This window comes from Shewanella dokdonensis (assembly GCF_018394335.1).
In the GTDB taxonomy this organism is placed as follows: domain Bacteria; phylum Pseudomonadota; class Gammaproteobacteria; order Enterobacterales; family Shewanellaceae; genus Shewanella; species Shewanella dokdonensis.
Window position 1 is genome coordinate 800,275 of the sequence record NZ_CP074572.1, and the last position, 18,265, is coordinate 818,539.

The 18,265-nt window shown below is 48.9% G+C and carries 19 protein-coding genes; 13 read left to right on the forward strand and 6 right to left on the reverse strand.

Annotated elements, in window-relative coordinates:
- Nucleotide 1: 1 nt before the first annotated feature.
- Nucleotides 2–1,042 (reverse strand): GGDEF domain-containing protein, encoded by a 1,041-nt coding sequence (locus KHX94_RS03805; RefSeq protein WP_213682424.1) that lies wholly within the window; start codon nt 1,040–1,042, stop codon nt 2–4.
- A gap of 317 nt (nt 1,043–1,359) precedes the next feature.
- On the opposite strand from KHX94_RS03805, the gene KHX94_RS03810 reads away from it, so the two are divergent.
- From KHX94_RS03810 to KHX94_RS03835, 6 genes are all read left to right on the forward strand, one after another.
- Nucleotides 1,360–2,415: a GGDEF domain-containing protein gene (locus tag KHX94_RS03810; RefSeq protein WP_213682425.1), complete on the forward strand. Its 1,056-nt coding sequence runs from the start codon at nt 1,360–1,362 to the stop codon at nt 2,413–2,415.
- 503 nt (nt 2,416–2,918) lie between these two features.
- Nucleotides 2,919–3,833: an ABC transporter ATP-binding protein gene (locus KHX94_RS03815; RefSeq protein WP_213682426.1), complete on the forward strand. Its 915-nt coding sequence runs from the start codon at nt 2,919–2,921 to the stop codon at nt 3,831–3,833.
- 93 nt (nt 3,834–3,926) lie between these two features.
- Nucleotides 3,927–4,250, forward strand: a complete 324-nt coding sequence (locus KHX94_RS03820; protein ID WP_213682427.1) for an ABC transporter permease — start codon at nt 3,927–3,929, stop codon at nt 4,248–4,250.
- Nucleotides 4,208–5,506 (forward strand): GldG family protein, encoded by a 1,299-nt coding sequence (locus tag KHX94_RS03825; protein ID WP_213682428.1) that lies wholly within the window; start codon nt 4,208–4,210, stop codon nt 5,504–5,506. The genes KHX94_RS03820 and KHX94_RS03825 overlap by 43 nt, the downstream gene beginning before the upstream one ends.
- Complete coding sequence (locus KHX94_RS03830; RefSeq protein WP_213682429.1) at nt 5,503–6,684, forward strand: Gldg family protein; 1,182 nt, start codon at nt 5,503–5,505, stop codon at nt 6,682–6,684. The genes KHX94_RS03825 and KHX94_RS03830 overlap by 4 nt, the downstream gene beginning before the upstream one ends.
- A gap of 4 nt (nt 6,685–6,688) precedes the next feature.
- Nucleotides 6,689–7,846: a DUF4340 domain-containing protein gene (locus KHX94_RS03835; RefSeq protein ID WP_213682430.1), complete on the forward strand. Its 1,158-nt coding sequence runs from the start codon at nt 6,689–6,691 to the stop codon at nt 7,844–7,846.
- A 73-nt stretch (nt 7,847–7,919) separates the two neighbouring features.
- Here KHX94_RS03835 and KHX94_RS20965 read toward each other — a convergent pair whose 3' ends face one another.
- Both KHX94_RS20965 and KHX94_RS03845 read right to left on the reverse strand, forming a co-directional pair.
- Complete coding sequence (locus KHX94_RS20965; RefSeq protein WP_213682431.1) at nt 7,920–8,963, reverse strand: alpha/beta hydrolase family protein; 1,044 nt, start codon at nt 8,961–8,963, stop codon at nt 7,920–7,922.
- Nucleotides 8,945–10,204 (reverse strand): DPP IV N-terminal domain-containing protein, encoded by a 1,260-nt coding sequence (locus KHX94_RS03845; protein ID WP_213682432.1) that lies wholly within the window; start codon nt 10,202–10,204, stop codon nt 8,945–8,947. Before KHX94_RS03845 ends, KHX94_RS20965 begins: the two co-directional genes overlap by 19 nt.
- Nucleotides 10,205–10,567: 363 nt before the next feature.
- Here KHX94_RS03845 and KHX94_RS03850 point away from each other — a divergent pair, with 363 nt between their 5' ends.
- Nucleotides 10,568–12,394, forward strand: a complete 1,827-nt coding sequence (locus tag KHX94_RS03850) for a diguanylate cyclase (protein ID WP_213682433.1) — start codon at nt 10,568–10,570, stop codon at nt 12,392–12,394.
- Between the two features lie 83 nt (nt 12,395–12,477).
- On the opposite strand, the gene KHX94_RS03855 is transcribed toward KHX94_RS03850, so the two are convergent.
- Nucleotides 12,478–13,416, reverse strand: coding sequence for a LysR family transcriptional regulator (locus tag KHX94_RS03855; RefSeq protein ID WP_213682434.1), 939 nt, complete (start codon nt 13,414–13,416; stop codon nt 12,478–12,480).
- Between the two features lie 98 nt (nt 13,417–13,514).
- On the opposite strand from KHX94_RS03855, the gene KHX94_RS03860 reads away from it, so the two are divergent.
- The 6 genes from KHX94_RS03860 to KHX94_RS03875 all read left to right on the forward strand — a co-directional run bounded on the left by KHX94_RS03860 (nt 13,515) and on the right by KHX94_RS03875 (nt 16,474).
- Nucleotides 13,515–14,258: an aldo/keto reductase gene (locus KHX94_RS03860; protein ID WP_280529614.1), complete on the forward strand. Its 744-nt coding sequence runs from the start codon at nt 13,515–13,517 to the stop codon at nt 14,256–14,258.
- Nucleotides 14,255–14,518, forward strand: a complete 264-nt coding sequence (locus KHX94_RS20970; RefSeq protein WP_280529615.1) for an aldo/keto reductase — start codon at nt 14,255–14,257, stop codon at nt 14,516–14,518. Before KHX94_RS03860 ends, KHX94_RS20970 begins: the two co-directional genes overlap by 4 nt.
- A gap of 108 nt (nt 14,519–14,626) precedes the next feature.
- Complete coding sequence (locus KHX94_RS21695; RefSeq protein ID WP_425314037.1) at nt 14,627–15,202, forward strand: MsnO8 family LLM class oxidoreductase; 576 nt, start codon at nt 14,627–14,629, stop codon at nt 15,200–15,202.
- Nucleotides 15,199–15,615 carry an LLM class oxidoreductase gene (locus tag KHX94_RS21700; RefSeq protein WP_425314038.1) on the forward strand — a complete coding sequence of 139 codons (417 nt, stop codon included), beginning with the start codon at nt 15,199–15,201 and terminating at the stop codon, nt 15,613–15,615. The genes KHX94_RS21695 and KHX94_RS21700 overlap by 4 nt, the downstream gene beginning before the upstream one ends.
- Nucleotides 15,616–15,911: 296 nt before the next feature.
- Nucleotides 15,912–16,157 carry a type II toxin-antitoxin system CcdA family antitoxin gene (locus KHX94_RS03870; protein ID WP_213682435.1) on the forward strand — a complete coding sequence of 82 codons (246 nt, stop codon included), beginning with the start codon at nt 15,912–15,914 and terminating at the stop codon, nt 16,155–16,157.
- Entirely contained in the window at nt 16,157–16,474 is a 318-nt protein-coding gene (locus tag KHX94_RS03875) for a CcdB family protein (protein ID WP_213682436.1), read from the forward strand. The genes KHX94_RS03870 and KHX94_RS03875 overlap by 1 nt, the downstream gene beginning before the upstream one ends.
- 91 nt (nt 16,475–16,565) lie before the next feature.
- Here KHX94_RS03875 and KHX94_RS03880 read toward each other — a convergent pair whose 3' ends face one another.
- Nucleotides 16,566–17,477 (reverse strand): hypothetical protein, encoded by a 912-nt coding sequence (locus KHX94_RS03880; protein WP_213682437.1) that lies wholly within the window; start codon nt 17,475–17,477, stop codon nt 16,566–16,568.
- Nucleotides 17,478–17,598: 121 nt separating this feature from the next.
- A complete protein-coding gene (locus KHX94_RS03885) occupies nt 17,599–18,021 on the reverse strand; it encodes a hypothetical protein (RefSeq protein ID WP_213682438.1) in 423 nt (140 codons plus the stop codon).
- Nucleotides 18,022–18,265: the final 244 nt, after the last annotated feature.

Here is an 18,265-nt window from a genome sequence, read left to right on the forward strand (position 1 = left end):
TCTAGGCAACCACAGTGTTACGGCCACTGTTTTTGGCTTGATATAACCTTCTGTCAGCCTGCTGATACAGGCTGGCAAAGGTGCTGCCATCTTCCGGCCAGGTGGCGATACCAATACTGACAGTCACCGGACACTGTTGACCATCATAAATGCCGGGGTGTTGTTCAACGTCCAGGCGCAGGCGTTCAGCCATCTGCCGCAATTGCGATTTGTCCGACTGCGCCACCAGCAAACAAAACTCTTCACCACCAACCCTAAAGACCCAGTCATCGTGGCGACGATTCGCCTTCATCAGGCAGGCAAGGTGCGTCAGCATTTGATCTCCAACATCATGACCGTACACATCATTGATGTTTTTGAAATGGTCAACATCCAGCAACAGCATACCAAACGGGTATCCGCTTTGCCGATGTGCAGTAAAACAGTGCTCAAATACCGCGGTTAATTGCCGCCGGTTGTAGAGCCCGGTCAACGGATCGACCGATGCCAGTTTCTGCAATTGCTGCACAACATAACTGCGTTTATATTCATAAACATGGCTGACAGCCCAGATAGTCAGATAACTGAAGAGTGCGTTATTGCTCAGCGAGAGATTGAACTGCGGCAGTTGTGTTGACTGGGTGTACAGCATCTGCATCATGCCACCGATGCCAAACAGCAACGACAGCCAACTGCCCCAGTGCAATCCCAACAACAGTAATGACAGCGGTGGCATCACCAAGACCCAATAGTAGCTGCCAGCGCTGAGTGCGCGTATCTGCATGCCATAGAGCACCACCACAAATACCAGCATCAGCAAGGTTGCGATCCACAACTTTAGCTTAGATGTCCGTTTCAGGTTATATAAAAAGACACTACAAAACAGTACGACCCCAAACTCCAGCCAAGCCACAGTCACCGAACCATGATGCAGGTTCAAGCCACAGAGAATGAGGCCAAGCACGACAATGATCCACAGAATGATGCGCAAAATTGCACGGCGATTGTTATCTTCCAACTCGGGAGATTGTGCATAATAAACATTGTGTTGCGGCATCGGCATGAGAGCGGGCCCTAGCACTGGAGTAGTGGCAATTTAAGCAAGACTAAACGAACCGCAAACTTTAGCGGTAAATTCTCAGCAAAACTATCAAAAAATAATTTTAGCGCGATATCATTTTGTATAAGTTAGGCTTTCGGCATATTTTATGCTGAAACAATGACAAAGAATTCTCTTACTCAATATCGCCAGATCATTACCACAACTCCTCATATCAGTGAGTGAGTCATGGAAATCTATGCTCAGGCAAGGTATTTTGTCCGCCAAATACAGTTAAGGCTCAACGCTTGCTGTCGTGAACAGTCGTCAAAGGTGATTGGATGCCATCGCGTTCATTTATGCGTTCCCCGGCGATGTGGGAAGATGAAGTTGCTTATCGCCGTACATTGCTACGTATCATTCTGTGGGTGATTGCGCTGCTGGCCTTTGCCTTGTCGCTGAGTAATCTGCATCACGATGTCAAAACAGTTTCCATTTTGGAATCTTGCATCACGTTGTATTGCCTGTTGTTTTTATTGCGGGTACAGCGAACGTCACATCTGCACTGGTGGACATCTGGCCTGATGTTGACTGTCGGCGGCGTCATCATCTACGGCATGTACAGCAAAGGATTGTATACCGATGGTTTTTATTGGCTGCTGCTGATGCCGCCCGTCAATATGCTACTGTTGGGACTGCTGCTCGGCGGCGTGTTCACCTTCTGTTTTGGCGTGCTGGGCGTGAGCGTAATGCTATGGGCACAACCTGCTCTTGATGGCAGTCTGGATGTGGCATTGTTGATCAATGCCAGTGTCAGTTATCTGTTTTTATGGGGTATGAGCCATATTTTCGAGTACAAGCGCGTGCAGATGGTGCGGCAGTTGCGGGAAATAGCCGCCAGAGATCCCTTGACCGGATTACACAATCGTCTGCATCTGGAAAATATTTTCGGCCAGATCGCCGTTTCCCATACTGCGGCCAACACCCCGTTTACCCTGTTACTGCTGGATATTGACCATTTCAAACACATTAATGACGAAAATGGCCATGAGGCGGGCGATTTGATTTTGTGCCAACTCAGCCAACGCATGACCGTTCACACCCGCGCAAGTGACTGGCTGTTTCGCGTAGGGGGCGAAGAATTCTGCATTCTGTTACCCAAAACCCATAAGGCTGACGCCATAGAATTGGCGGAGCGGCTCCGCACTGATATTGAAAAATTGGCCCCCACTTTTCACAAGCACCCCATTCACTTTACCGTCAGTATCGGCTTAGCGCAGTGGCCGCTTGATGGTCAGGATTTTGATGCGTTATACCGCCAGGCAGATATGCGTCTCTATGAAGCTAAACGCCGGGGCGCAACCAGATCATTACCGGTCTGCATTAAACTCAAATAGCCACACTTTGCTAACACGGGTGACAGCCACCTGACTCACCCGCACCCACAGCTTCAACCATCGCTTTGTAACGCCTTCATGGCAATTAAGCGTCCCCGTTCGGCTTTAATCTTTGCTTCTAAAAAACCAACAAAAATGATTTAAAATCAATATCTTGATATTATTTTAGCAAACGCAATATTTCCGGCAGATTAACATGGGTTAATTTCAGGAACTTAGCTAAATTTTTCTGGGTCTTGCAGATAGAGACCCCTTGCGGGTCAGGAGAACAACACTAACAAAAACCTGATTTACGGAGAATGGATGATGACAGTGCCGACCCTTTTGCCTCTGCATCGTTTCACTTGCACAGTTTCCATCAAAGCCGCTGCCCCCACGATCAGCGGCTGGCTGCGGGCTCCCCTTGGCCCGACACCCGCTAATCCCCAAGCGGGTCTTTTCTTATTCGTTTAATACCGCGATTTGCTGTCGCGGAATTTTTTACCCAGACACCGGAGAATAACATGATACAGGTTACACACCTGACCCGCCGTTATGGCGCTTTTACCGCGGTGAATGACGTTAGCTTTCAAATTGGCCGGGGCGAAATAGTCGGTTTACTGGGCCATAACGGTGCCGGTAAGTCCACCATTATGAAAATGCTGACCGGCTATCTAGAACCCACAGCGGGGCAGATCGACATAGATAAACTGCAGGTTGGCAAAGACACCCAGGCAATTCAGGCACGCATTGGTTACCTACCGGAAAACTGCCCGGTATGGCCGGAAATGACCGTGATTGATTATCTGGAATATCAAGCAGCATTACATGGCGTGGCACCACAACTCATTCCTCGCCGCGTGGCGGAGGTGATCCGGCGCTGTACCCTTAAAGAAAAAGCCATTGCCACCATTCAGACGCTATCCCGTGGTTATCGACAACGGGTTGGCGTGGCACAGGCGCTGCTGCACCAGCCAGATATTATCATTCTGGATGAACCGACAAATGGCCTTGATCCCACACAGATTTTGCAGATGCGCCAATTGATCAAAGAACTGGCAGAAACCGCCACCGTTATTGTGTCGACCCATATTCTGCAAGAGGTACAGGCGGTGTGTGAACGGGTGCTGATCATGCGCCATGGCGAATTAGTGGTGGATGCCAGAATTGAAGATCTACAGACCGCTCATGGTTTGCGTCTTGCCGTCAATCAAGATGCCAGCCATACCTTGCAGCAACTGCACGGCATTGCCGCCATAACCCCACAGGCAGCGAACGATGGTCTATGGCACTGCCATGTTGAGGCGGCAATAACACTGGCACCACAGATTGCCAAAGCTATCTGCAACGCAGGCTTACAACTGTATAGCCTGGAAATCCAAAAACGTGATTTGGAAAGTGTCTTTGCAGAGGTAAATCGGGAGGTTGTCCATGGCTGAGATCCGTCAAATAGCCCGCAAGGAGTTTCGCGGCTTTTTTAATTCCCCAGCAGCCTTGCTGTTTTTAGGGCTTTCCTCGCTATCTGTCTGTTTGTGGTGTTCTGGGTAGCGGGTTTCTTTGCCCGTAACATCGCGGATATTAGGCCGCTGTTTCAGTGGATGCCGCTGTTGATGATCTTCCTGGTGGCAGCCCTGACCATGCGCAGTTGGTCAGAAGAGCAACGCAGTGGCACGCTCGAATCATTGCTGACCAGCCCGGTCGCACCACTAAAACTGGTGTTGGGTAAGTTTGTCGCCATGCTGTCGCTGGTAGCACTGGCATTACTGCTGACCTTACCATTGCCGCTCACCGTATCCTTTATGGGGCCGTTGGATTGGGGGCCGGTAATGGGGGTTATGTCGCCTCGCTGTTTCTAGCGGCGGCTTATATTGCTATCGGTCTGTACATGAGTTCCCGTACCGATAACGCGATTGTGGCGTTGATCCTCACCGTAGTGGTTTGTGGCCTGTTTTATCTTATTGGTACGCCGCAACTGACCAATTTATTTGGCTATGAAACCGGCGATCTGCTGCGGGCATTCAGCACTGATGCACATTTTCAGTCCATCACCCGTGGCGTATTGGATTTACGGGATATCTATTATTATTTGTCGCTGGTAGGCATTTTTATTGCGTTAAACCTGCTACGGCTGGAACGGCTGCGCTGGGCCAATAACCCAGATAACCGCCATCACCAACAATGGCGGCTGCTGTGCGCCTTGGCCGTGGTCAATTTTATCGCCGCTAACTTGTGGTTAACGACTATCGGCTGGGCACGGCTGGATATGACCCAAGGGCAACAATACACCTTGTCGGCTGCCAGCAAGCACTACCTGCAACAGTTGCAGGAACCATTACTGATCCGTGGCTATTTTTCTGCCAAGACCCACCCGTTGCTGGAACCTTTAGTGCCGCAGATAAAAGACCTGTTGCAGGAATACGCGGTCGCCTCTGACAACAAGGTCCGGGTAGAGTTTGTTGACCCACAGAAAAACCAGAAAGCCGAACAGGAAGCCGCCGCTCGCTATGGTATTCAGCCGCTGTCGTTTGAAACCGCCAGCAAATACTCTGCCGGGGTGATGAGTTCCTATTTCAATGTGGTGATTGCCTATGGTGATCAGTATAAGGTCTTGAGTTATCAGGATCTGATTGAAGTAAAAGGCCGTGGCGATCATCTGGATGTACTGTTGAAAAATCCGGAATACGCCATTACCAGCGCCATTCGCAATGTGCTGCACAAATGGCAGGATGGTGGTAGCCCGTTTGCGGCAATCAATGGCAAAGTGACCTTCCACGGCTATATGTCTGCCACCGCGCAGTTGCCACAGCCATTGCAAAAGTTACGTGGCGAATTAGACGAGGTACTGAAACAGCTTAACAAAACTGCTGATGGCAAGCTGCTGACCCAATTCGATGATCCGCAAAATAACAGCGAGCTGGCAAAAACCCTGAAGCAGCAGTACGGTTTTGCACCGCAGATTATGGGGCTAACAGATCGTCATCCATTCTGGTTCTACATGACGTTGGAAAACGGTGGCAGCCATGTGCAGATCCCGCTACCAGAAAAACTGGATAAGGATGCGTTGAAACACAGCATTCAGGCGGCATTGCAACGGCTCGCCCCGGATTTATGAAGACTGTCGCCCTGGTCGCGCCCAAGCCCAACTACATGCAGCAAGGTGGTGCCAGCTACAGCATGCTGCGTGAAGTGCTGAGTAAAAACCTGCGGGTGGTGGATGAAGATCTCAGCGATGGCAAGGTATCCCAGGATGCAGACTTCCTGTTGGTGATGGCCCCAGAAAACCTCAGCAATAAAGCGTTGTTTGCCATTGACCAGTTCCTGATGCGAGGTGGCAGTGTGATGATTGCGACCTCCCCGTTTGCGGTCAATATCAGCCAGTCACTTAGCGCTCGGCAGCAACAGAGTGGCCTGGATAAATGGTTGGCACATTATGGCTTAAGCATAGCGCCACGTATGGTGCTGGATCCGCGCAATGCGGCGCTGCCACTGCCCGTAGAGCGTAATGTTGGCGGTATCACCTTAAGAGAAGTACGCATGCTGCCTTATCCGTATTTCCCGGACTTACGTGGTAATCAGTTGTCACCAGACAATCCGGTCACCGCGCAATTGGGGCAGTTGACCTTGAACTGGGCATCCCCTGTGACTATCGACAGCAAGCAAGCGGGTAACCGCGACATCAGCCAACTGTTAACCAGTTCTGCCGATAGCTGGAGTTCTGCCAGCAGCAACTTAGTGCCAGACTACCGCGGCTATCCAACCAATGGCTTCAAGCTAGAAGGCAAGCAGCAGTCCTATCCGCTAGCAGTAGCAGAAACCGGGAGTTTTGATTCCTTCTATGCGGGCAAGCCGTCGCCACTACTGGCGGATAACGGCGCCACTAACACAGCCAATACCAAGTCTGCTGCCAAAGCCGATACTGACAACAGTTTTGGCGGCGTCATCGCCCACTCGCCTGAATCTGCCCGGCTGATTTTGGTGGCCAGTAACGGTTTTGCCAGTGATGCCGCGCTGCAACTGGAATCTCAAGGGCTGAGCACCTACTACACCAAGCCGCTGGACTTCATCCAGAACAGTATTGACTGGTCACTGGAAGACCCAGCACTGCTGGCCTTGCGTGGACGGACACAGTTAGCCAGAACCCTGTTAGGGATGAAACTGGAACAGCAGCAATACTGGGAATATCTCAACTATGGCTTGGTGTTGCTGGGTCTGGTGTTGATTTGGCTGTGGCGTCGGCAGGTAAAAATCAGCGATCTGCGCCGCTATCAGCAGATCCTGGCGGAGGTATAACAAGATGAAAAAACTCATTTATATTCTGAGTGGTGTGCTGGTATTACAACTGTTGCTAACGGTTACTCTGAATGCGCAACACAGTGGCATTCAGGGTGCCGCCAAACCCAAGGCGCTACTGGCGCTGCAAGATAATGATATCGACCATATCAGCATCAGTGGCAACGATGGCAAAGTCGTTAACCTCGCCAAAACCAACGGCAAATGGCTGCTGTCTGACCAGTCGGATTTTCCGGCAAATCAGCAACAAGTGACATCATTGCTGGCGCAGATCCTATCACTGAAACACGGGCTGGCCGTTGCGGACAGTGACAACGCCGCCCACCGTTTCAAAGTGGCAAAAGACGGCTTTGAACGCAAAGTCGTGTTGTCGCAGCAACAGGTTGATATGGCGACCCTGTACCTTGGCACCTCGGCCAGTATGCGCGAAACCCACCTGCGGCTTGAGGGTGAAACTCAAGTATATCTGGCCAATCTGCCGGTTTACCGCTTACCTGTCACCAATAAGGAGTGGATGCAGCAGGACTTATTGCAGTTGAAAAACACTAACATCAAGGCGTTAACAATCGGGGATACGACGCTCAGCCGGGTAATAGACCACGCCCAAACCTCAGCATCTCAGCAACAATTGCCAGCCGCCGTTGCCAACAACGGCAAAGTACAGAAAATGGTAGATAAGCTGATTGATGATAACGGCAATAGCAAAGACCTGAAAAATGCAGCACCAGTGACTTCCGACAAACCCGCTTGGCAACTGACACCGCTAGCTGCCGGTAACCGCATTAATCTCGGGGCCGTCAATCAAGCGCTACAGCAACTGAGTTCCCTACGTGTCAGTGACCTGCTCGGGGTAGAGCCAAAAGCCAATTTTGGTCTGGATAAACCGCTGTTGCAGTTTACCGTGCAACGTAACCAAGGCGATGATGTGAGTTACCGTCTGGGGCAAATGAGTGGCAGTAAAGACTATGTACTCAAATCTTCGCTGAGTCAGCAATACTTCCGGCTGCCACAGGCGCAAGGCACCGCTTTTGCCGCTGCGTTTAACGCCAGCGCCTTTAGCGAACCACTAACACCCGCCAAAACCGATAAAGCTAAGCTCGGTAGCAATCCCCCAAAAACTGTAGCTGAGCCAACCACTGGCCCAAAGGCGCACGCTAAGTAATATTTTCTTCCCCCCAACCAAAGCAGCCAAAGGCCACCGTTCATGGTGGCCTTTTTATGAAAAAGCTGCGCTATTACTGTTTATTCCAGTTCGGGGTTGGCTGCTGTAACAGATGCTGAATAAAGAACATAAACTGCCGCCGCTGCACATAGTCAATCGGCCCGGTAGAACGGCCAACCGAGTGTTCGCCGCCAGGCACTTCCAGCAGATCAAAATCTTTATTGGCATTGATCAGCGCATTAACCAACTGCAATGACGAAGAGGGATCGACGTTACTGTCCTGCTCGCCAAAGATGATCAGCAGTTGCCCTTGCAACTTAGCCGCATTCACCACCGCCGAACTGCGCAGATAGCTCTCATCTACCGGCCAGCCCATCCACTGTTCATTCCAGCTCATTTTATCCATGCGGTTGTCATAGCAACCGGCAAAGGCGACCCCAACAGTGTAAAAATCTGGATGGAACAACAGGGCACTCAAGGTGCTCTGGCCGCCAGCAGAGGCACCATAAATGCCCACGCCTTTGCTGATGTCATACCAGGGGTACTTCTTGGCAGCCGCTTGATGCCACAAGATACGATCCGGAAAACCTGAATCCCCCAGATTTTTCCAGGCCACATCATGAAATGCTTTGGAGCGATTGGCAGTACCCATGCCGTCCATTTGCACCACAATAAACCCCAAATTTGCCAGCGCCTGCATACCGATGACTTTGTCGCCACCGGAGTGATAACCAAACGGCCAGAAGTCTTTGGGCACAAAGCTGTCGTGTGGCCCAGCATAGATATTCTCAATTACCGGGTAGTGTTTACTGGGGTCGAAATGCTGCGGTTTTACTATCAAGCCCCAGATATCACTCTTGCCATCACGGCCTTTTGCCACAAACACCTGTGGTGCTTTGAATCCCGCTGCCGTTAATTGGGAAATGTCGGCTTTAGCAATCACCCGCACTAAGGTGCCATCGGCTTTTTTCAGTTCGGCAATATTGGGCAAATCAACCCGTGAATAGTTGTCGACAAAATACTGCATATCATCAGAGAAACTGACGTGGTGATTGGCTGCCGTTTGGGTGATTTCCGTCAGTCCTGAGCCATCAAAATTCACCCGATAATAGTGCACAAAGTAAGGGTCTTCCCCGCGTTGACACCGCTGGCGGCAAACCAGATTTGCCGTTTCTCATCATCAACATGCACTACTTCGCGCACTGGCCAGTTACCCTGAGTTATCAGGTTTTTCACCTTGCCGCGCTTGCCGTCATACAGATACAGATGCGCCCAACCATCGCGCTCCGACAGCCAGATCACTTCCTTGCCAAGCTGACTGACGTCATGGCGATAGCCACGCCATTGATAGATAAAGGTATTGCTGGTCTCATCAATCACCACCCGCCCCTTGCCACTGGCGGCATCAACTTCAATTAAACGCGCCTGCTGATGACCTCGGCGGGTATATTCAAAAGCAAAGGTTTTGCTATCAGCTCGCCAGTGTAAATTGACCAGATCATAGGCATTCGGGAACAAGCTGGCATCAATATCGGTATGTTTGCCAGTGTGCAGGTCAAATAGGACGGGTTGCTCCATATCAATAGCATCGCCGGGCTTAGGATAGAGCTGTTTGATCACCTCGGGCTGCAATTGCGTCTGCGGCGATGACAAAACCCGCGTCACATAACGCGTATAACCAGGGGTTACGCGGAAGATCACTAAATAACGGGAATCTGGCGACCACTGAATGGTTTGTGGGTCGTAAAAATTGCCGGCGGTTCCCTCCTGACTCAACAATACAGTTTGACCATGTTGATCAATAACTTGCAGGTTATGATCAAACACATGCGCTTGTAGCTTGCCATCTGGCGATGGCCGTAAATGATTGTCTGCAGGCACGCGAAGATCGCGCACTTCATCATCGGCAATCGGCTGCGAAGTCTCAGGTTTCTTGGCACAAACGGCCTGAGTCAAACTGCAATGCCAGGGCTCATAGTGCAGGTAAAAGCCGATGCCGTCATCCTCATACCAGAAGTCGTCAAATGGCAGTGCTAACGCCGTTACATTGTCAGCTTGAGCCTTGCTCAGCCCTTTGGCAACCAGGGTTTGGTCAAAGGCCGGGCCTTTCTGTCCGCTGTCGGCATTTTCTTTGATAAAAGCAAAGCCACCCGCAACCGTCACACGGTAATAGAATTCATGAGTCCCCGGCAGCCATTGGGCCGGAAAGGCCAGATCACGCGTTAGTCCCTGCCAGTTTTGGCGTAAATCGACACTCGCCTGAATATCTGCCGCGGACGGTGGTGCCGCCATTAGCGAGGTTGGCAGCATGAGTACCAGCGCTCTTGTCAGTAAGGTCAATAAGGAAGTGTTCGTCATAGTTGTATTTCATTCCATCGACAGCAACCACTGCAAGCAGTGGCCAAATATTAATTATTTTGAATACCGTATACCAAATATTGATAATTGCAAACTCACAAAACACCGCAGCTACCACTATTTGGTTAATGAATATTACGGGATAGACAGTTTGCATAAGTTAATGCTACCAAAAAACCATCAACCATAAGATTTTTCTTATTAATCATAATGATATAAATCACAGTTTTATCAATACCGTTTGCGTTACTCGCAACTATCAGATTAATTTCGAGCGACACATTTACGTTGCACTGTAGCTGTAATACAGGGCAGATATCGTTACAATGCCCACTCCTTACTGTTCGGTAGACCACCTGTAATATGAGTTTTGTTGTACATGTTTTTTACCGCTGCGGACTGCTGCTATGTATATGGCTACTGACACCAACGGCTGCACAGGCATCACCGCTACGACTACAGGATGTTAACCAACCCAGATTGCTAGACAGCGCTTTTGCCATGTTGCGCGATCCGTCTGGGCTGCTGTCACTGCCTGAAGCCAAGCAACTGACATTTCGCCCAATTGACCACAGTGAAGCGCTGCATCTTGGCTATACCACCGATGCCATCTGGCTGAAACTACAGCTTATCGCCACAGCAAATGCTCCCGCACCTTGGGTCATCGACTTTCACTATGGTTATCTGGATCAGTTAGATGCCTATATTGAATATCCTGACGGCCACACAGTACACCAACGCAACGGATTTGCCATGCCTCCGGTTGCCCGTGCAATCGCCAATGCGACCCCGGCATTCTGGTTAACCTTACCGGCTAATGAGATGGTGACCGTCTATCTCCGGGCTCAGGCCTACGGCAGCATGACGCTAAACGCGACACTTTACCCGCAGTTGGCATTTCACGCCCATAGCAACCGAAATCTGCTATTTCAGGTAATTTTTGCCGGTATGTTTCTAGCACTCTGGTGCTACAACATGTTTCTGGGATTGGTGCTAAAGCAGCGCCCTTACCTGTCTTACAGCGCTTTTTTGCTGGTGTTTGGTATTACCACAGTCACCGCTATCGGCCCAGGTTCGCTGTATCTGTGGTCACTGTTAGGACCGGTAATCAATCATGTGGTGCCCACCGGCTATTCCACCGCTGTGGTATTAGCACTGCTGTTTGCCCGGGATTATATGGCAACCAAACAGCGGGCACCTGTTGTAGATATGACCCTCAAGTGGGCAGCACGATTTTGCGCGGTGGCGGCACTGGCAACTGTGATATTACCGGTGCAGATTGGCGTACAGATTATGTCGGCAATCGGCGTCTCTATTGCGGCCTTGATGATGTGGTGCGGTGCTTTTGGGGTGTATCGCCACATTCCGGCCGCCCGTTATTTTTTAATTGGCTGGATGTGTATGTTAGTCGGCACGGCAATGGTGTCACTACGCAACACTGGTTGGTTACCCGATAATTTCATCACCTTTTATGGCATGCAGATTGGCTCCACTATCGAAATGCTGATGCTGTCGCTGGGGTTGGCTTCGCGCTTCAACGAGATGAAACACCAGAAAGAAGCCGCGCAAACGGCACTGGTTAACACGCTAACGCAACAGGAATCGTTGCTGGAGCAGAAAGTGTTGCAGCGCACCGCCGAACTGGAAACTGCCAAACAGGAATTGGAGAAGATGGTCAATAGGGATCCGTTGACCAAACTCTATAATCGCAATGGGCTCGAACATCTGCTAGAAGCGGCATATCTGCGTGCGCGACAGCAGCAGCGAATACTCGCGCTATTGATGATCGACCTTGATGACTTTAAACAGGTGAACGACTGCCACGGTCACAGCATGGGGGATCACCTGCTACAGATTATTGCGCAAAGGCTCAATAGCTGCGCCGTTGACAACGATGTGGTCGCTCGTCTCGGTGGTGATGAATTTGTACTGTTATCTGACCGCTACCATGACAAACCAACGCTGCAACAGTTTGGGCAAAAAATAAAACAGATACTGACTCAGGCGGTGCTACTTCCCAACGGGCGTACGGTCAAGATTGGCACCAGTATCGGTATCTGTTTTGGCGACCCCCATCTGGTAGATTCATCGTCATTGTTGCGGCGGGCCGACAGTGCCATGTACCTCATCAAACATTTTGAGAAAAATGATGTAGCTATCGACGATATGCGGCGGCGCGCCAGCAGTTAATCGGTATCAACCAGCTTTAAAAGCAGCCAATGAGGTACGCACATCTGCGCCGAATATATTACGCCGCCGCCCAAAATCCGCCACTAGGTTTTAGCTGATGGGTGCGCGCCCCTAGCCGGGTGCTGCAACGGCACTTTCTCCTGAAGAGTCCGCGATAACCAGTCGATGAATACCCGTAAGCGCTGGCTGGTATTGCGATTTTTAGGATACAACATGGCTATTGGCATTGCAGAGGGAGGATAATCCGCCAGCACCTGTTGCAGTAATCCCTGTTGCAGATATTGCGCAATACCATAAACGGGCACTTGCACTAAGCCCATGCCCGCCAATCCTGCGGCGATATAGGCATCCGAGCCATTGGTGGTAATGGGATGGGGCAACATCAACTTCTGATATTTACCCGCGACCAGAAACTCCAGCGGTTCCACTCGCCCAGAGGAAGGCAACACATACCCCACCATCTGGTGTTCATTGAGATCATCTGGGCATGACGGCACACCAAATTGTTGCAAATAGTCTGGACTCGCCAAAGTGACAATAGGAATCGCCCCAAGGTCACGCCCAATCAGATTACTATCGCTTAAAGGCCCGGCGCGTAACACCAGATCGACACCGCTCTCGAGCAGATCCACCCGACTATCGGTCACGCCAATATTCAGCTCAATACCGGGATAATGCTGCCGGAACTCTGCCAACGCCGGAATAATCAGCATCCGCGCAAAGTGTGTTGGTACACTGATACGCAGCACCCCGCTTGGCTGATGGTCTTCGGCAAATAGTCCGGCCAATTCATCCCAATCCGCTAGCAATTGCCGGGCTTTTTCTAAAACCGCCATACCGGATTCAGTCAGCCGTACCTGACGCGTAGTACGCTGCAACAACTGCATGTTCAGTTGCTGTTCCAGGCGTTGTATCGCCTGCGTTACAGTCGAGCGCGGCAGATTGAGGCTCATCGCCGCCTTGGTAAAACTGTGACTTTCACACACGCGTTGATAAATTGCCAGGGTTTGCAGCCTATCCATATTGTTCGTGATTTATGAATTCTAAAACTGTTATAAGCATCTTTATCCTAAAAGTAAAAACAAAGATGCTATGTCCACCGACATAAGGGAGATTCAAGATGCAACACAGAACGTTAGGGGCCAATGGCCCACAGGTTTCAGCATTGGCGCTTGGCTGCATGGGCATGAGTGAATTCTATGGTGCCGCCGATGAACAGGAATCACTGGCAACGCTGGATCTGGCGCTAGCATCAGGAGTTAACTTCTGGGATACCGCTGATATTTATGGCCCGCATACTAACGAAATACTGCTAAGCAAGGCGCTGAAAGGCCGCCGCCAACAGATTTTTCTCGCCACCAAGTTTGGTATTGTGCGAGATGCTGCCGACCCTCGAAAACGCGGAGTTTGCGGCCGACCGGAATACGTTAAACAGGCGGTTGAAGACAGTCTTAAACGTCTCGGCACCGATCATATTGATCTTTATTATCAGCATCGGATGGACCCAGATGTGCCGGTCGAAGAGACCGTTGGCGCTATGGCAGAACTGGTTAAAGCCGGAAAAGTGCGTTATCTGGGGCTGAGCGAAGTTGACCCAGAGCGCCTGCGCCGAGCCCATCAAGTGCACCCAATTACCGCCGTCCAAAGTGAATACTCACTGTGGACCCGCGACCCCGAATACGGCGTACTGGATACCTGCCGTGAACTCGGCATAGGTTTTGTAGCCTACAGCCCACTGGGACGAGGCTTTCTCAGCGGTGCTATTCGCAGCCTGGATGACTTTGATGCCGATGACTATCGCCGCTTTAATCCGAGATTTCAGGAGAAAACTTCCAGCGCAATCTGGCACTGGTGGATGCAGTGACTGAATTGGCACAGACGAAAGGCATTACCCCGTCACAACTAGCACTGGCTTGGTTATTGGCGCAGGATCAGCATTTAATCCCACTGTTTGGCACCAAACGCCGGAAATATCTGCAAGACAACATCCAAGCGGCAGAGGTAAACCTGTCAGCCGAAGAGTTAGCTGCTATCGATAAGGTTTTCCCCGCCGACAAAGTCGCTGGCAGTCGTTATGCCGTCAACATGATGTCACTGTTACCACAGGTGCCAGCACATAAATAGCGGCATGTTCTCAACGGGTTCGGTCAGCAGGTGACTGAGCCCGCTGCTATCTCTGTGTTACCGTCTCTGTGTTATAGTGCCATCTAAATTGAATGTTTTGGAGCTAACATGACGCGTCCCTATTCAGTGCTGGATTTGGCCCCGGTTGCGGTAAACAGTGATATTGCCACCGCGTTTGCACAGTCACTGCAACTGGCCCAGCATGCCGAAAACCTAGGTTATACCCGCTACTGGCTGGCAGAGCACCACAACATGCCAGGCATTGCCAGTGCCGCAACCTCAGTGCTGTTATGTCACCTGGGTAATGGTACTTCCCATATCCGTTTAGGCTCTGGCGGCATCATGTTGCCCAACCATTCACCGCTGGTGATAGCCGAACAGTTCGGTACGCTGGCAACGCTGTTTGGTGACCGAATCGATCTAGGACTTGGCCGGGCACCTGGCACCGATCAACTGACAATGCACGCGTTGCGGCGTCAGCCCCAAGCCGCGGTTGACAGTTTTCCAGAAGATGTTGCCGAATTGCAGCATTATTTCAGTGAGGCAAACGGCGCAGTACAAGCGGTGCCCGGCAAAGGTTTACAAGTGCCGCTATGGTTACTGGGTTCCAGCCTTTATAGCGCACAATTAGCGGCACAGATGGGACTTCCTTCGCGTTTGCGGCTCACTTTGCCCCGGAAATGATGGTGCGGGCATTAACGCTGTATCGCAGCCAATTTCGCCCATCAACCCGCTGGGCTAAACCCTATGCCATGGTGTGTGTCAATCTGGTGGCCGCCGATGAACGCCAACAGGCGCATTATCTGTTTAGCTCAGTGCAGCAACAATTCTTGCACCTGTACCGAGGCACCGCCGGCAAAATCCCCTTGCCCGTAACCAAACTGGCAGATAACTGGGAGCCACATGAAATCAACGCGATGGAGCGCACCTTAAAGTATTCACTGGTAGGCAATAGCGATGATATTCGCCAAGGGATTGAAGCATTACTGGCGGAAACCCAAGCCGACGAACTGATGTTCAATGGGCCGATTGTCGAGCAGCAAGCCCGCTTACATTCTTTCAGCATTGGCGCAGAAGTGATGAAATCGCTCGCTTAGCCAAGGTTCACAGTGACGCAATGACTGGGCTGAATTAGGCTAAACCAAACATAATTGGGACAAAACCTAGCTAGAATTTTTGCCCTAATTCATTGGTTTCGGATTAATATTTCTATGGGGGAATACTTTGCTAACTTGCTGCTAATGCAATACAAAAACCCCCGCAATGCTCTATCAACAGCGAATTGACTGCAACCCCAAAGTGCCACGCGTTATGAGTCATGCTTTAACAGTTTGTACATGCCTTACTTTCACATATAATTAATGCGCATACTTAATACGCACCGGATAACTTTATGAGAAACGCATTTAGTACTCAAGCCCCCAAAAAAGCGACAAATTTAAGTTTAAACAGTGAGTTACTGGCTCAAGCTAAACGCTTAAACATAAATCTTTCAGCAACTATGGAAATGGCTTTAGAAAAAGAAGTTAGCCAACGTCTGAAAGCTGAATGGCTGGAACAAAACGCAGAGGCCATTGATGCCTGCAACGAACTCACTGAAAAACATGGACTATTTTCTGATTCACACCGAGTTTTCTGATGTCTCAATTTACTTTATATAGAAATAACGATAAAGCCACAGCAAAGGCTTACCCATTCTTTGTGAATGTTCAGAATGAATTACTGGATCCACTTAATTCGCGATTGGTTATTCCTTTGACGCCACTAGCACTTTTAGAACAAAAGGCTCCAAGCCATTTATGTCCTACGATTAGTATTTCTAAAGGGGATTTCGTTTTGCTCACCCATCAGATGGCGAGTGTTCCTGTGAAACTATTATCCAGCCCAGTTGATGACCTCACTATTTTCAGAAACGAAATCATCGCTGCGATTGATTTTTTGATCACGGGTATATAATGTCTAATTCAAGGGTTTATAAACATTTATCACAAAAAATAACCTTAAACCAAGAATGCCACACGTTATATGTATCCATTGAAATTTCTTGTTATGCATTTTTTTCGCTCTGTTGCAAATTGAGCTGAATTTTATGAACAACTTCTACTACCATAGGTTCTAGGTTGGTACCGAGTTTCAGTTCCAACTTGGGGCTGGTTGTATATGTAGAAAGAGCTTGCTGAATAGCAGGGTAATTCTCTTCTACAGTCTTTTGTAACTGCTTGACTGTTAGGTATAACGATTCAGATTGCACAATAGCATGGATTGGGTGTTTGCTTGCTGAATAACCGCCTCCCATGGGTATATATTCAGTACCATCATTTACAACTATGGTAGTGTTTGCTGCTTTATTTCTTAAGATTCTTCTTTCTTCAGTTGTCAACACTGGCGATTGAGAATTTGTTTTAAAAACATATGGCCTTAATACATTTGGCCAATTATCATGCATAACCTGAATTAAATCAGTATTAGTCCAAGTAACCATCGAACCATCAGCGTTCTCGTGCTGCAATATATCGATCAGATAAGCATCACTTTTACTAAAGTAAATAAAAAGCAACTCGTTACTTCTACTCTCTTCAAAGTGCAAATGGTGTATTCCCCACTCTGCGAGAAGTAAATCGGCAAACTTAGATTGATTCAGCTTACTTACTCTATTGCTTAACAAGATATTTATGTCATCACCATGTGACAGTTTGTTAACTATCTCGATAATTTTACTCGACTCCGACAGTTTGTCTGATATATGGACATTCCATTTATGTACAGGTATACGTCGAGAATAAACAGTAAAGAAGTGATGTAAGAGATTGTGTATATCATAGTTCTCACTCCTATCTTTTATTTCTTCAGAACGTTTATCTTGCTGACGTAATTCCTCAGGCGATGGGATATTTAAACCGTACTCCTTAAGAGTTGCTTGTAGCTCATCTGACAAATCCGAAAAGAAATCTATTTTCATTTACTATATCAATACTCTATAGAATGTATAATGCAAAGTTCAGATGCCTCATACTGGCACTAATTTTAGAACTAGAATTCATGACAGTATGAGATCAATTGGAACACATTGTTAGGCATTTTTAACACAGAAACTCCGAAATAAATTCCCACTTATCTTCGTAATTTTGGCAATCCAGAATATCTCGTAAATTTATTTTTCCCCATTTATCGCTGCGGGGAGCTGCCTCAATTAGAGCTACTGAAAATACATAACATTTAGGCGGCAATGTTTCTTTTTTACCATCCTTAGAACCACGATTGAGTAAAACTACGACGACAAAATCACAATTGAAATTTCTTATAGGGAATCCAGCTACCCCAGTTCTCCATCGACTTTTAACTTGTACCATCGCCGATTTATTGGACTCAGGATTAGTAGCTACTAAATCGTAGCCAAGCATATTGGTGTACGTTTTGTACAACGCGATTCTCTGCAATAGAAGCTGCCCTAGCACGAGAAATTCTGCACCTTCAGCTTCCAATCTAGTATCTAATCTCGGCATATGGTCTCCATGATGCCTAACCGTTTATTAGTGCGCATACACGTTTCCAAAACCTACTATCTAGTCAATGTAAAACATAACTAATTAATTTTAAATATATTTATTTTAACATTAATGAGAAAGTGTGCACAATTGTTGGCTAAGAATCCCCCAAAATGTATGCACGTTTGATACGAGTGTATGTCTGTTCAGTTTTTAGGCGTAGAGGTGAGCAACACCATGTGGAATATGGATAAAATTTTTT

Coding starts and splice junctions, on each gene's coding strand:
- KHX94_RS03805 (WP_213682424.1), bottom strand. CDS start 1,042: ATGCCGATGCCGCAACACAATGTTTATTATGCACAATCTCCCGAGTTG.
- KHX94_RS03810 (WP_213682425.1), top strand. CDS start 1,360: ATGCCATCGCGTTCATTTATGCGTTCCCCGGCGATGTGGGAAGATGAA.
- KHX94_RS03815 (WP_213682426.1), top strand. CDS start 2,919: ATGATACAGGTTACACACCTGACCCGCCGTTATGGCGCTTTTACCGCG.
- KHX94_RS03830 (WP_213682429.1), top strand. CDS start 5,503: ATGAAGACTGTCGCCCTGGTCGCGCCCAAGCCCAACTACATGCAGCAA.
- KHX94_RS03835 (WP_213682430.1), top strand. CDS start 6,689: ATGAAAAAACTCATTTATATTCTGAGTGGTGTGCTGGTATTACAACTG.
- KHX94_RS03845 (WP_213682432.1), bottom strand. CDS start 10,204: ATGACGAACACTTCCTTATTGACCTTACTGACAAGAGCGCTGGTACTC.
- KHX94_RS03850 (WP_213682433.1), top strand. CDS start 10,568: ATGAGTTTTGTTGTACATGTTTTTTACCGCTGCGGACTGCTGCTATGT.
- KHX94_RS03855 (WP_213682434.1), bottom strand. CDS start 13,416: ATGGATAGGCTGCAAACCCTGGCAATTTATCAACGCGTGTGTGAAAGT.
- KHX94_RS03860 (WP_280529614.1), top strand. CDS start 13,515: ATGCAACACAGAACGTTAGGGGCCAATGGCCCACAGGTTTCAGCATTG.
- KHX94_RS21695 (WP_425314037.1), top strand. CDS start 14,627: ATGACGCGTCCCTATTCAGTGCTGGATTTGGCCCCGGTTGCGGTAAAC.
- KHX94_RS21700 (WP_425314038.1), top strand. CDS start 15,199: ATGATGGTGCGGGCATTAACGCTGTATCGCAGCCAATTTCGCCCATCA.
- KHX94_RS03870 (WP_213682435.1), top strand. CDS start 15,912: ATGAGAAACGCATTTAGTACTCAAGCCCCCAAAAAAGCGACAAATTTA.
- KHX94_RS03875 (WP_213682436.1), top strand. CDS start 16,157: ATGTCTCAATTTACTTTATATAGAAATAACGATAAAGCCACAGCAAAG.
- KHX94_RS03880 (WP_213682437.1), bottom strand. CDS start 17,477: ATGAAAATAGATTTCTTTTCGGATTTGTCAGATGAGCTACAAGCAACT.
- KHX94_RS03885 (WP_213682438.1), bottom strand. CDS start 18,021: ATGCCGAGATTAGATACTAGATTGGAAGCTGAAGGTGCAGAATTTCTC.